Below are 11,402 nucleotides of genomic sequence, written 5' to 3'. Positions count from 1 at the left end.
CCCTGCAACCTCCAGCTCCTCTACCAGGGCCGCAGCCCCAGCTCCGGCGGCGACTACGGCCTGCTGCCCTACCGGCCCGGCCTGCTGACCCAGCAGCACTGACGACCCGGCAGCACTGACGACCCTGCACCGGCCCCGCCCGGACACCCCCGGTCTCCCCACGGCGACGGCACACGCCGCATCGGGTGAGAACCGGTCAGGACCCGGGCGGGCCCCAGGCGGTGGGCTCGGCACGGAACCGAGCCCACCGCGAACACACGGGGGACGGCGCAGGTGGGCGGGCCGCGGAACTTCGCCGGTCCCCGGCGGACCGTCCGCCCGGACCGCCTCGCAGGGGCCGAATCCTCAGATCATGCCTCCCGCGGCATGGATGGTCTGGCCTGTGATCCAGCGGCCGGCGTCGGAGGCGAGGAAGGCGACGATCTCGGCGATGTCGGACGGTTCGCCCAGACGGCCCAGCGGCGTGCGGGCCCTTGCGTCGTCGATGACATGCCGGGGGACGGTGTCGATGACGCCGGTCCTGGTCAGGCCGGGCAGGACGCTGTTGACCGTGACGGACCTGGAGCCCACCTCCCAGGCCAGGGTGCGGGCGAGCTGGTCGCCCGCGGCCTTGCCCGCGGCGAGCAGCGCCATGCCGGGCAATGGTGAGACCGTCAGGGCGGAAGAGATCATGATGATCCGGCCGTGGTCGCGGATGCGCCGCGCGGCCTCGCGGAGGGCCACGAACGCGGCCCGGATGTTCGCGTGCACGTACCGGTCGAAGTCGTCGTCGGTGGCATGGGACAGCGGCCCTGCGGTCACCGTGGCCGCGTTGTTCACCCACACGTCCACGCGGCCGTAGTGGTTTTCGGCGGTGTCGAACAGCTCCTTGACGGCTCCGGGCCGAGTGATGTCGGTGCGGACCGCGGTGGCCAGCCCGCCCGCGTCCTTGATCCGGGTGACGGCCCGCGCCGCCGCCTCCTGGTCGCGGGAGCCGATGACGACGCGCATCCCCGATACGGCGAGCCGCTCGCCGATCGCGCGTCCGATGCCACGTGATCCCCCGGTGACGACCGCTACCCGTTCCTCGGCACGCACGGCTCCTCCAATTCGTTGACTATATCGACAGTCGAGATAATCAACTATTTTGATGGAGGATGTCAATGGTCGAGGTAGTAGACTTTCCCCATGGCCGCCGCACCCGAGGACGAACTCGTCGAAACGCTGATCGGCCTCTTTCAGGAGGTCGACGGCCTGTTCGGTGCGGCCAGTCGCCGGCTGGGGCTGACCCCTCAGCAGGCGCAGCTGTTGTGCTTCGCCCGGCATCGCCGGCCGTCCTCCGGTGAGCTGGCGGCCCTGCTGCACTGCGACAAGACCAACATCACCGGTCTGGTCGACCGGCTTCAGCGACGCGGCCTGCTCACCCGCCGGCCCGATCCCGACGACCGCCGCGTGACCCACATCCATCTCACCGCTGAAGGCGAAGCGCTCAGCGGCGAGTTCCAGCAGGTCATCGAAACGACCCTGACCGCGGGCTTCACTTCCTGGTCCGGCGCCGAACGCGACGACCTCATCCGCCTGCTGCGGTCCGCCACCTCGGCGCTACGTCCCTGACCGCGGTATGCGCTGTGAGAGCCCTGACGCGAAGAGCCGAGACGGCAGGGCCGCGGGCCGCCCGGCTCGTACCCCGGCGGCGGTGCCCGGCCGGCTTCGGGGTTTCGCGGGCGCGGTCAGCGTTTGACGGCGCGGAGGACGACGAACCTCGGGTCGCTCGCGACGACCTCGCAGTCGCCGAAGAGACGGCGCAGCTTCACGTGGTAGCCGAGATGCCGGTTGGCCACCACCCACAGTTCTCCGCCGCGGCGCAGGGCGGCGCGTGACCCGTTGAACATGCGCCACGCCGTCGCGTCGGTCCGAGCCCGGTGCGTGTGGAACGGCGGGTTGGTCAGCACCAGGTCCACCGTCCCCGCCGGGACACCGGACATGCCGTCGGCCGCCAGGAACGCCGCCGTGACGTCCGTACCGGCGTTCGCCCGGAGCGTGGCCTCGGCCGACGCCAGCGCGTTGTAGGACTCGTCGATGAACGTCACCTCGGCCTCGGGGTCGGCCAGTGCCGCGGCGAGCCCGATCACCCCGTTGCCGCAGCCCAGGTCCACGACGTGCCCGCGGCCGTGGAGCGGCGGCAGGTTCCGCAGGAGGAAGCGGGTGCCGATGTCGAGGCGGTCGGCGCAGAAGGTGCCCGCGTGGTTGGTGACGGTCAGGCCCGAGACCGCGCCGACGCCGGTGGGGAGCGTGTGGCTCCGCGGCCACGGGGTGGCGCTCCGGGGCAGCGAGGGGTCCGGGGCGCAGAAGATGAGCCGCGCCTTCTTCACCGCGAGCGACGTCCTGGTCGGCCCGAGGAGACGCTCGAACAGCCGGAGCGTCGAGGTGTGGATCTCGGTGACCATTCCCGCGCCGACGACCAGGGTGCCCGCGTGCACGCGGGGCGCGAGACGGTGCAGCTGGTCCTCCAGGAGCGAGAGCGTCTTGGGCACCCGGATCAGCAGCACGTCGATCCGCTCCGGCGGCTCGTCCATGGTCGTGCGGAGCCGTACCGTACCGGGGGCGACGCCGTTGCGGGCGAGGTTCGCCCGGGTGGCCTCCTGGGTGAGGTGGGAGTCGGTGATCTGCACGGGGCGGTGATCGGCGAGCGCGGTGACCAGGGCGCCCCAGCGGTCACCCAGCACGACCACGGTTCCCGACAGATCGGCCGGTTCACCCTCGGCTCCCCCGAGGTGCCGCAGGAGGTACTCGTCGGCGGCGTCCCAGGCGCGAAGCGGGTCGCGGGGATCCTCGGGGAAGCGGGTGAGGTCGAACTCACCTCTCGACGTGCTCAGACGGTTCATCGCCCCTCAGGCTAGCGAGTCGAGGGACGCGCGGGCACACCCGCGTGCCGACCGGCGGATCGCGGGCTCCGGGGCCGTCTCCGGCGCCGTCTCCCGTCCGGATCGCCGGACCGGGACGGAACCCCGGGCGGGCTGGAACGGTATCCGGGACGCGGGTCGCCGCAGGCAGACGCCCAGGTGTGATTTGTCCAGCGTCCAGCGTCGCGTCCCGAGCCGAACCTTGGACAAAAATCGCTGGGGCGGACGGCCCTTCCGGTGGCAGGGTGATGAACGTGCCCGGTGGACGCATCGCCGGGTCCCGGGCGTGAAGCCCACGGCCTCAGGCCGACGTCCCGTTCACGAAAAGACTCCGGACAAGGGCGTCGCCTCGCCCGCCGGCCGTCGTGACGGAGTCGTCATCACACCGATGCCGGCCACCGGAGACGGCATCCGCGCCAGCGTGTCAGCGAACCCCGGAGAAACGGACGCCTCGCCCCGGTGAGGTGACCGGATCACCCAGAAAAGGAGATCTTCATGTCCATGAGCACCCGCACGGCGAGCCTGCGCACCCGCGCCGCCCCCGGGGCCGCGCCGTCCTCGGCTCCCGCCATCGGGGGCCGGGAGCCGAGGACGGCGCGGTGGATCCGGCGGGACCGTACTTCCGCTCGCGTCGTTGTCCTGTGTGAGGGCGTCACGTAAGTTCCGGCTATGCGTCGTCGATAGCCAGGGAGAGAGCGTGTCCGACCTCGTCGCACCCCAGCTCGTCGTCAACAGCCGGATGATCTACTTCGGGTGGGTGCCCGCCGACCCCGACGCCGTCGCGGCTCTCGTGCCCGACGGGTTGAAGCCGATGGCCGACCGGCAGGTCTTCATGAACCAGTACGTCGTCGACCGGCCCGAGCAGACCTCCGGGTTCGGCGCCTACTCGCTGACCTACATCGGGCCGGACCTGGAGGACGCCTACGCGCCCGACGGCGTGACCCCCGGCCGCTGGTGGACGCACTACTTCAACTCCAGCCCGGTGGTGCGCGGGTACGCGGTCGCGCGCGGGGTGCCGGCCACCCCCGGCCGCACGACGATCGAGGTCGAGGGGGACACGCTGGTCGCGACGACCGAGTCCGACGGTGTGCCGGTGATCCGTACGACCGCGCGGGTCGGACGGACCGGCGCGGCCGTCAACCGCGGGCAGTTGCGGTACATCACCGAGGTCGGCGGGCGGCGGATCGGCGGGAACTATCCGTTCGTGGCGGAGCCGGTCGACCCGTTCGAGGTCGTCTCGCTGGAGTTCCTGGATCCGGGCCACCCGGTCCACGCGCTCCGCCCGGCCGATCCGCTGCAGATCGTGTGGGGGTTCTACTCGCCCCGGTCCTCCTTCGCCTATCCGGGCGGCGAGTCGGTGATGGACTGACACGGGCGGTCGCCCGGCGTCGTGTCCGTCTTCGGACAGGGTGCCGCCCGCGCCGTACGGTGACCCGGCCGTACGGCGCGGGCGACGGACGCCGGCGGGGCGTCACCGGAGGCCGTGGTAGGCCACGTTCACGGCCAGGGCGGCCACCGCCACCGCGAAGAACACGGCCCAGAGGCCGAGGCGGCGGTCGCCGACCCGCAGGTGGGCGGCGAGCGCGCCGAGGAAGTACAGCACGAGCCCGGCGGCGGCGAGCGTGCCCAGCACCGGCACGGCGATCCCGGCCAGCAGTCCCAGCGAGCCCGCCGCCAGCAGCAGGCCCAGCGGAAGCACCCAGGACCGGGGGACCCGGACCCTGTCCGCCTGCGCTTTGGGATAGTCGTGGCCGATGATGTCGGCGACGGCGGTCATGCCGTTGAGGGCCGCGGCGAGGATGGTGACCGCGAGGTAGGCGGCGAACATGAGGGTCTCCTGATCCGTGGGAACGACGGTTGTCCGCTCCACGGACGAGGCGGCCCTCCGGGAGGTGACAGCGCCCCCGTGTGATGTGGGTCACGGTGCGACGCCGGTCAGCTTCTCCGGATTGCTGACCACGTGCACGGCCGCGACCATCCCGTCCCGCAGGTGCAGCGTGATCGCCAGCAACGGCGTGCGCCCCGCGTGGACGACGATCCCCGGCCCGCCGTTGACCTGGAGCACCCGGCTGTGCGAGCCGTACGGCCTGCGCCTGGAGAGGACGGCGACCGCCCGGGCCACGTGCTCGCGCGTGCGGATCACCTTGCGGGGCGCGCCGGTGAGGCCGCCGCCGTCGCTCGTCATCGTCACGTCCGGCGCCAGCACCTCCATCAGGGCGTTCAGGTCGCCGCCGTCGCAGGCGGCCAGGAACCGTTCGGTGACCCGCCGCCTGGTCGCCTGGTCGGCGTCGTAGCGGCGGCGGCCCGCCTCCACCGCCTTCCTGGCGCGGTGGGCGATCTGCCGAACCGCCACGTCGCCGCGTCCGACGAACCGCGCCGTCTCGGCGTGGCTGTAGCCGAAGACCTCGCTCAGGACGAACACCGCGCGTTCCATGGGGGACAGGGCCTCCAGCACGAGCAGCATCGCGGTCGACACCGATTCGGCGAGCACCGCGTTCTCGGCGACGTCGGGGGAGGTGATCATCGGCTCGGGCAGCCACGGCCCGACATAGGACTCCCGTCGCACGCGCGCGCTGCGCAGCCGGTCGATCGCCAGCCGGGTGGCCACCCGGACGAGGTAGCCCTCGGTGTCCGCGACGGTGGCCACGTCGACGCGGCTCCAGCGCAGCCAGGCGTCCTGCACCACGTCCTCGGCCTCGGTGACGCTGCCCAGCACCCGGTAGGCCACGGCGTGGAGCAGGCCGCGGTGCTCGGCGAACTCCCGCTCGGCGTCCCGCCCGGCTCCGGCTCTGTCTCCGGCCTCCGGGGTCCCCGGCCCGCGTGCGGCGTCCGGCTCATCCATCGGCGGGGTTCCCGCCCGGCCCGACGCCGCCGCGCAGGAGCGCCGTGAGCCGCCGCGCGTGCGCCGTGTCGGTCCCGGTGAGGGCCGCCCCGCTGGCCAGGGCCAGCAGGTCGGTCACGGTGAGCTCCGGCCGTACGGCGCCGGCCTCCCGCGCCCGGTCGAGCAGCCCGGCGGCGGCGGAGCGGATCGACTCGTGCCACCGATCGAACAGCTCGGTGCGGCGGCCGACGGGACCCTCCGTGGCGGCCAGGGCGAGGGCCCGTTTCGTCGAGACGTGCGTGACGAAGTCGTCCAGCCAGGAGAACAGCGCGTCGACCGGCGACGGGTCTTCGAGCAGGCCGGTTCCCCGCCGGCACAGCGCCGCCACCTCGTCGGCGTACACGGCGACGAGCAGGTCGCCGCGGGTGGGGAAGTTGCGGTAGAGGGTGGCGTTGCCGACGCCGGCCCGCCGCGCCACCTCGTCCAGCGCGATCTCGTCCGGCGCGGTCCCGGAGCCGGACTCGGCGATGAGCTCGCGCGCGGCGGCGAGCAGCAGGGCGGCGTTGCGCGAGGCGTCCGCCCTGCGAGGCCGGTTCGCATCGGCCTTGGACGCCGATCCGCCGGTGCCGGGTGCCATCCGCCGCTCCGTCCGCTTGCCGTCCGGGGAACTCCCCGCTTATCGTAGCGCCCCTAAACGGGGAGGTCCCCGTTTTGCCCGGAGACAGCGGAGGACGCCATGACCCTGACCGTCGAGGACCGCACGGCCATCACCGACCTGATCAACCGGCACGGCCACCTGACGGACGCCGGCGACCTCGACGGCTGGAACGAGCTGTTCCTCCCCGACGTGGTCTACGACGTCACCGATCTCGGCGGCGGGGTGCTCACCGGGCTGGAGGCGCTCCGGGAGGCCACGCTCACCCCCGGCGTGGCGCACCCCGTCGCCCACCACGTCACCGACATCGTCCTCACCGGGACGGCCGACGGCCGCGTGCGGGCCCTGTCGAAGGGCTTCGGCGTCAACGCCGACGGGACCGTGGGCAGCGTGACGTACGAGGACACGGTCGTGCGCGGCGACCGCGGCTGGCGGATCAGCCGTCGCACGGTCCGCGCCCGGCGGGTCCCCCTGACCCCCTGACGCCCGGAGCGCGCGGGATCCGGAGCGGGTGGAACCCGCCCGCCGGAGGGCGCGGCGGTGGATCGGCCCGGCCGGTGGGGCGACGGTCGTCCGCCGTGCCGCCCGCGAGACGTCCGGCGTTTTGCCGATCGGAGCGCGGTGTGCCAGCGTGAGGTGGCATGAGCGATGATCAGCAGCGGGACGCGGCGCTGGCGGAGGCCGTACGGCTGCGGGAACAGGGCGAGGCCGGGCAGGCCAGGGAACGGCTGGTGGCGCTGGCCGAGCGGTATCCGGAGGACGTCGAGATCGCCTACCAGACGGCCTGGGTGCACGACAGGCTCGGCCTGGAGTCCGGGGCCGTCCCGTTCTACGAGCGCGCCCTGGGCGGCGCGGGGTTGTCACGGAAGGATCGACGCGGGGCTTTCCTCGGACTGGGGAGCACCTATCGGGTGCTGGGCCGGTACGGCTCCGCCGTGGAGACCCTGAGCCGCGGGCTGGAGGAGTTCCCCGAGGATCCGGCGTTGCAGACGTTCCTGTCCATGGCCCTGTACAACGTCGGCGAGGGCCGCGAGGCGGTGCGGTTGCTGCTGAGGACGCTGACGGCCACCAGCGGCGACCCCGGGGTGCGGGACTACCGGCGGGCGATCGAGTACTACGCCGACGACCTGGACGCCGTGTGGCAGCCCGACGAGAAGCCGGAAGAACCGGAGGGCTGACCCGCCGGCCTCGCCGCGGAAGACCGGTGTGGAAAAAATCCTGAAAAAGATCCGGCCGCGGTGTCGAAACGGCCTCGTCCCGTTCGAAGCGTGGTCAGAGGGCCGGAAGGAACCGAGGAGTCCGGCCCCCGACCGCACCGAAGGAGAACCCCATGCGATACCTGATCACCCTCCGCGTCACCGCCCAGCCCGCCACCCCGCCGCCCGCCGAGCTGATGGAGGCGATCATGAAGCTCGGCGAGGAGGCCACCGGGGCAGGCGCCCTGCTCGACACCGCGGGACTGGCCCCGAGCGCGGAGGGCGCGCGGGTCGAGCTCGCCGGGGGACGGCTGAGCGTCACGGACGGGCCGTTCGCCGAGGCCAAGGAACTGATCAGCTACGCCCTCTACCAGGTCAGGTCGAAGGAGGAGGCCGTCGAGTGGTCCTCCAGGTTCCTGCGGCTGCACCGTGACCTCTGGCAGGGCTGGGAGGGTGAGGCCGAGATCCGGCGCGTCATGGGCCCCGAGGACTTCACCGCCCCGGCCTGACCCGTCCGGCCCGTCGCCCGGTCGCCCCGGCCTGACCGGCTGAGGCCCGTCGCCCGGCCGCTCGGGCCCGATCGCCGACCGTGGCGGGGCCGCCCGATCACGCCCGTCCGGTCACGCCCGTCCGGTCACGCCTGCCGGTCACGCCTGCCGGTCACGCCTGCTCCGTCCCCGTCCGCGGTGAGGATTGCTGTGGACGGGGACGAGGTGTTTGGATCGGTGGCCGTGACGAGCGAAGACCCTCGCCGGGTGATCGAGGCGGTCTGGCGGATCGAGTCGGCCCGGGTGATCGCGGGACTCGCCCGGATGACAGGCGACGTCGGCCTGGCCGAGGAACTGGCGCAGGACGCCCTGGTCGCCGCACTGGAGCAGTGGCCGCAGGCCGGCGTCCCGGAGAATCCGGGCGCGTGGCTCATGCTCACCGCCAAGCACCGGGCGATCGACCTGCTGCGCCGCAGGACCCGCTACGAGCACAAGCTCCGGGAGGTCGGCCGTGACCTGGAGGTCCGGCAGGAGGCGGCCGAGGCCGAGCTGGACGACGCCCTCGACGACCACATCGGCGACGACGTGCTGCGTCTGCTGTTCACCGCCTGCCACCCCGTGCTGCCGGTCGAGGGACGCCTGGCCCTCACCCTCCGCCTGCTGGGCGGTCTGACGACGCAGGAGATCGCCAGGGCCTTCCTGGTGCCCGAGCCGACCGTCGGCCAGCGGATCTCCCGGGCCAAGCGCACCCTCGCCGAGAAGCGGGTGCCGATCGAGCTACCCCCGCCTGCGGAGCTGCCCGGACGGCTCTCCTCGGTCCTGGAGGTCGTGTACCTCGTCTTCAACGAGGGCTACTCGGCGACGGCCGGTGACGACTGGGCGCGCCCGTCGCTCTGTGAGGAGGCGCTGCGCCTCGGCCGGGTCCTGGCGGGCCTGATGCCCGGCGAGGCCGAGGTGCACGGGCTGGTCGCCCTGATGGAGATCCAGGCGTCCCGCATCCCGGCCAGGACGGGTCCTGACGGCGAGCCGGTCCTGCTCGGCGACCAGGACCGGAACCTCTGGGACCGGCTGCTGGTCCGCCGCGGGCTGGAGGCGCTCGGGCGCGCCGAGGCGCTCGGCACCCTCGGCCCGTACGGCCTGCAGGCCGCGATCGCCGCCTGCCACGCCCGCGCGAGGTCCACCGGGGACACCGACTGGGAGCGGATGGCCGCCCTCTACCGGCTGCTCGCCCACGTCGCCCCCTCTCCCGTCGTGGAGCTGAACCGCGCGGTCGCGGTGGGCATGGCGTACGGCCCGGCCCGCGGCCTGGAGATCGTGGACGGGCTGGCGGAGGAGAAGGCGCTCCGGGGGTATCCGCAGCTGCCGGCCGTACGGGGTGATCTGCTGGCGAGGCTGGACCGTCACGACGAGGCGCGAGAGGAGTTCGAGCGCGCCGCCGCGCTGACCCGCAACGAGCGGGAACGGGCCCTCTTCCTCTCCCGGGCGGCCGCCCCGTCAGGCGGGAGAGGCGAGCACCTCGGTCAGGCGGGAGAAGGAGTCGGTTCCGTGTCCCGCGTCGACCGCCCGCCGCGCGACGGTCACGGCGGCGTCCAGCACGCCGGTGTCCAGGCCGCGGGCCCGTGACGCGTGGACGATGTGCTCCATCCCGGCCAGGGCCGACAGGATCGCCGACCGGTCGCCCGGGTGGCGACCGTCGTCGGCGTGCCCGGCGAACTCGTCGATGAGGGTGGGCAGCAGCGCGCCGATGCCCTTGGCGTACGGGGCCAGTTCCCGGGCCGTGACGCCCTCGGCCGACGCCAGGGCGAAGGCGTGGACGAGGCCGCTCATGGACGTCCAGAAGAGGTCGAGCAGGCTCACGTCGTACGCCGCCGCCCGCCCGGGGTCGGCCCCGAGGTGGGAGGCGGTGCCGCCGATGGCCGCCAGCGTCGCCTCGTGCGCCCGGTAGATCTCCTCCGGTCCGCTGTACAGGACCACGGCCGCCGGTCCCCCGATGGTCGGCGTCGGGGTCATGATGGCGCCGTCGAGGTAGTCGATGCCGTGCCCGGCGGCCCACTCCGCGGTACGGCGGGCGCGTTCCGGCGTGTCGGCGGTGAGGTTGACCAGGGTCCGGCCCTTCAGGGCGGCGGACGCGGGTTCGACGACGGAGTGGACGGCGTCGTAGTCGATCACGCAGGCGACGGTGAGCGGGCTCGCCGCGGCCGCGTCGGCGGCGGTGGCGGCGAGGACGGCGCCGCGGGCGACGAGGGGCTCGGCGCGGGAGGCCGTACGGTTCCACACGGTCGTGGGATGGCCGGCCGCGAGGAAGGCCCCGGCCAGTGCCTGTCCCATCGGGCCCAGTCCGAGGACCGTCACCGGGGCGGGCTGGTCGTGGGTCATCGTCTACTCACTCTCTTTCGCGCCGGTCGCTCCGGCGGGTTCCTTCTCCGCGCCGGTCGCTCCGGCGGGGACGGTGTACAGCAGGTCCACCAGGGCGGAGACGTCACCGGCGCCGAGGCCCGCGGCGACGCCCCGGTCGAGCAGCGCTCGCATGGGCTCGACCAGTTCGGCGCTGACGCCCTGGTCGGCGCTGGCGTCCAGCAGGTTGACGTAGGCGGTCGCCTGCATGGCGAGGTTGGAGGCGGCGGCGGAGTGGTCGCCCGAGTCGATCGCCTCCGCCATCCGGGGGAGGGAGGTCATCATCGCGGTGAGCCAGGGGGTGACCAGCGGCGTGAACTCCGACGCCGGCACCTTCTCCGAGCCGGTCAGGGCCAGGGCGTGGAAGAACCCGCTGAACATCCCGTACATCGCGCTGAGCAGCGCGATGTCGTACAGCGCGGCCCGTCCGGCGTCCTCCCCGAGGTACATGGCGCGGCCCAGCGCGCCGAGCGTCCGCTCGTGGGCGTGGAAGCCCTCCGGCGAGCCGCTGTAGAAGACCAGCGACCCGGGAGTGCCGATCATGGGCGGGATCGCCATGATGCCGCCGTCCACGTAGCCGGCGCCGTGCCCGGCCGTCCACGCGGCCGTCTCCCGGGCCTGCCGGGGCGTGCCGTTGGTGAGGTTGACCACGGTACGGCCGGCCAGGGAGCCGGCCGCCCCACCGAGGACCTCGCGCACGGTGTCGTCGTTCAGCAGGCAGACGATGACGAGCGGGCTCGCGGCCGCCGCGTCGGCGGCGGTGGCGGCGAGGGCGGCGCCGCGTGCGACGAGGGGCTCGGCGCGGGAGGCCGTACGGTTCCACACGGTGACGTGGCGGCCTGCGTCCAGGAACGCCCCGGCCAGCGCCGTCCCCATGGCCCCCAGTCCGAGGACCGTCACGGGCACGTCGTCGTCCATGGTCATGGTCTTCTCCGGTTCGTCGGATACGGGCCGGGCGGTCTTTCC

At 73.3% G+C, this 11,402-nt stretch carries 12 protein-coding genes and 1 pseudogene; 6 read left to right on the top strand and 7 right to left on the bottom strand.

Annotation, left to right across the window (positions count from 1 at the left end):
* Positions 1-345: 345 nt before the first annotated feature.
* Complete coding sequence (locus ACZ6W9_RS36015) at positions 346-1,077, bottom strand: SDR family NAD(P)-dependent oxidoreductase (RefSeq protein ID WP_470121771.1); 732 nt, start codon at positions 1,075-1,077, stop codon at positions 346-348.
* A 90-nt stretch (positions 1,078-1,167) separates the two neighbouring features.
* Here ACZ6W9_RS36015 and ACZ6W9_RS36010 point away from each other — a divergent pair, with 90 nt between their 5' ends.
* The gene (locus ACZ6W9_RS36010; RefSeq protein ID WP_470121769.1) at positions 1,168-1,593 is read left to right on the top strand and encodes a MarR family winged helix-turn-helix transcriptional regulator; all 426 of its coding nucleotides are present in this window, start codon (positions 1,168-1,170) and stop codon (positions 1,591-1,593) included.
* Between the two features lie 116 nt (positions 1,594-1,709).
* On the opposite strand, the gene ACZ6W9_RS36005 is transcribed toward ACZ6W9_RS36010, so the two are convergent.
* A complete protein-coding gene (locus tag ACZ6W9_RS36005) occupies positions 1,710-2,864 on the bottom strand; it encodes a methyltransferase (RefSeq protein ID WP_470121767.1) in 1,155 nt (384 codons plus the stop codon).
* A 715-nt stretch (positions 2,865-3,579) separates the two neighbouring features.
* Between ACZ6W9_RS36005 and ACZ6W9_RS36000 the strand changes: the two genes are divergently transcribed.
* Entirely contained in the window at positions 3,580-4,251 is a 672-nt protein-coding gene (locus ACZ6W9_RS36000) for an acetoacetate decarboxylase family protein (RefSeq protein ID WP_362941551.1), read from the top strand.
* Between the two features lie 102 nt (positions 4,252-4,353).
* On the opposite strand, the gene ACZ6W9_RS35995 is transcribed toward ACZ6W9_RS36000, so the two are convergent.
* The 3 genes from ACZ6W9_RS35995 to ACZ6W9_RS35985 form a co-directional block, all read right to left on the bottom strand.
* A complete protein-coding gene (locus tag ACZ6W9_RS35995) occupies positions 4,354-4,710 on the bottom strand; it encodes a DoxX family protein (protein ID WP_362941554.1) in 357 nt (118 codons plus the stop codon).
* A gap of 90 nt (positions 4,711-4,800) precedes the next feature.
* On the bottom strand, positions 4,801-5,724 hold the full coding sequence (sigJ, locus tag ACZ6W9_RS35990) for an RNA polymerase sigma factor SigJ (RefSeq protein ID WP_470121764.1): 924 nt from the start codon (positions 5,722-5,724) through the stop codon (positions 4,801-4,803).
* The gene (locus tag ACZ6W9_RS35985) at positions 5,717-6,340 is read right to left on the bottom strand and encodes a TetR/AcrR family transcriptional regulator (protein WP_389962735.1); all 624 of its coding nucleotides are present in this window, start codon (positions 6,338-6,340) and stop codon (positions 5,717-5,719) included. Before ACZ6W9_RS35985 ends, sigJ begins: the two co-directional genes overlap by 8 nt.
* Positions 6,341-6,439: 99 nt before the next feature.
* On the opposite strand from ACZ6W9_RS35985, the gene ACZ6W9_RS35980 reads away from it, so the two are divergent.
* From ACZ6W9_RS35980 to ACZ6W9_RS35965, 4 genes are all read left to right on the top strand, one after another.
* The gene (locus tag ACZ6W9_RS35980) at positions 6,440-6,841 is read left to right on the top strand and encodes a nuclear transport factor 2 family protein (protein WP_470121762.1); all 402 of its coding nucleotides are present in this window, start codon (positions 6,440-6,442) and stop codon (positions 6,839-6,841) included.
* A 158-nt stretch (positions 6,842-6,999) separates the two neighbouring features.
* Positions 7,000-7,536: a tetratricopeptide repeat protein gene (locus ACZ6W9_RS35975; RefSeq protein WP_389962729.1), complete on the top strand. Its 537-nt coding sequence runs from the start codon at positions 7,000-7,002 to the stop codon at positions 7,534-7,536.
* Between the two features lie 152 nt (positions 7,537-7,688).
* Positions 7,689-8,063 carry a YciI family protein gene (locus tag ACZ6W9_RS35970; protein WP_470121760.1) on the top strand — a complete coding sequence of 125 codons (375 nt, stop codon included), beginning with the start codon at positions 7,689-7,691 and terminating at the stop codon, positions 8,061-8,063.
* Positions 8,064-8,285: 222 nt separating this feature from the next.
* Positions 8,286-9,665, top strand: a complete 1,380-nt coding sequence (locus tag ACZ6W9_RS35965; protein WP_470121758.1) for an RNA polymerase sigma factor — start codon at positions 8,286-8,288, stop codon at positions 9,663-9,665.
* Here ACZ6W9_RS35965 and ACZ6W9_RS35960 read toward each other — a convergent pair.
* Positions 9,609-10,418: pseudogene (locus tag ACZ6W9_RS35960) on the bottom strand (NAD(P)-dependent oxidoreductase); the annotation flags it as partial. The gene ACZ6W9_RS35965 and the pseudogene ACZ6W9_RS35960 overlap by 57 nt on opposite strands.
* Positions 10,419-10,421: 3 nt before the next feature.
* The gene (locus ACZ6W9_RS35955) at positions 10,422-11,360 is read right to left on the bottom strand and encodes an NAD(P)-dependent oxidoreductase (RefSeq protein ID WP_470121756.1); all 939 of its coding nucleotides are present in this window, start codon (positions 11,358-11,360) and stop codon (positions 10,422-10,424) included.
* Positions 11,361-11,402 lie beyond the last annotated feature (42 nt).

Source organism: Streptosporangium sp. NPDC053982, assembly GCF_055585205.1.
This window is presented reverse-complemented; position numbering and strand designations above follow the sequence as displayed.

Bases quoted from the DNA above. Each gene is read 5' to 3' on its own strand.
- ACZ6W9_RS36010 (WP_470121769.1), top strand. From the start codon at position 1,168: ATGGCCGCCGCACCCGAGGACGAACTCGTCGAAACGCTGATCGGCCTC.
- ACZ6W9_RS36005 (WP_470121767.1), bottom strand. From the start codon at position 2,864: ATGAACCGTCTGAGCACGTCGAGAGGTGAGTTCGACCTCACCCGCTTC.
- ACZ6W9_RS35995 (WP_362941554.1), bottom strand. From the start codon at position 4,710: ATGTTCGCCGCCTACCTCGCGGTCACCATCCTCGCCGCGGCCCTCAAC.
- sigJ (WP_470121764.1), bottom strand. From the start codon at position 5,724: ATGGATGAGCCGGACGCCGCACGCGGGCCGGGGACCCCGGAGGCCGGA.
- ACZ6W9_RS35985 (WP_389962735.1), bottom strand. From the start codon at position 6,340: ATGGCACCCGGCACCGGCGGATCGGCGTCCAAGGCCGATGCGAACCGG.
- ACZ6W9_RS35980 (WP_470121762.1), top strand. From the start codon at position 6,440: ATGACCCTGACCGTCGAGGACCGCACGGCCATCACCGACCTGATCAAC.
- ACZ6W9_RS35975 (WP_389962729.1), top strand. From the start codon at position 7,000: ATGAGCGATGATCAGCAGCGGGACGCGGCGCTGGCGGAGGCCGTACGG.
- ACZ6W9_RS35970 (WP_470121760.1), top strand. From the start codon at position 7,689: ATGCGATACCTGATCACCCTCCGCGTCACCGCCCAGCCCGCCACCCCG.
- ACZ6W9_RS35955 (WP_470121756.1), bottom strand. From the start codon at position 11,360: ATGACCATGGACGACGACGTGCCCGTGACGGTCCTCGGACTGGGGGCC.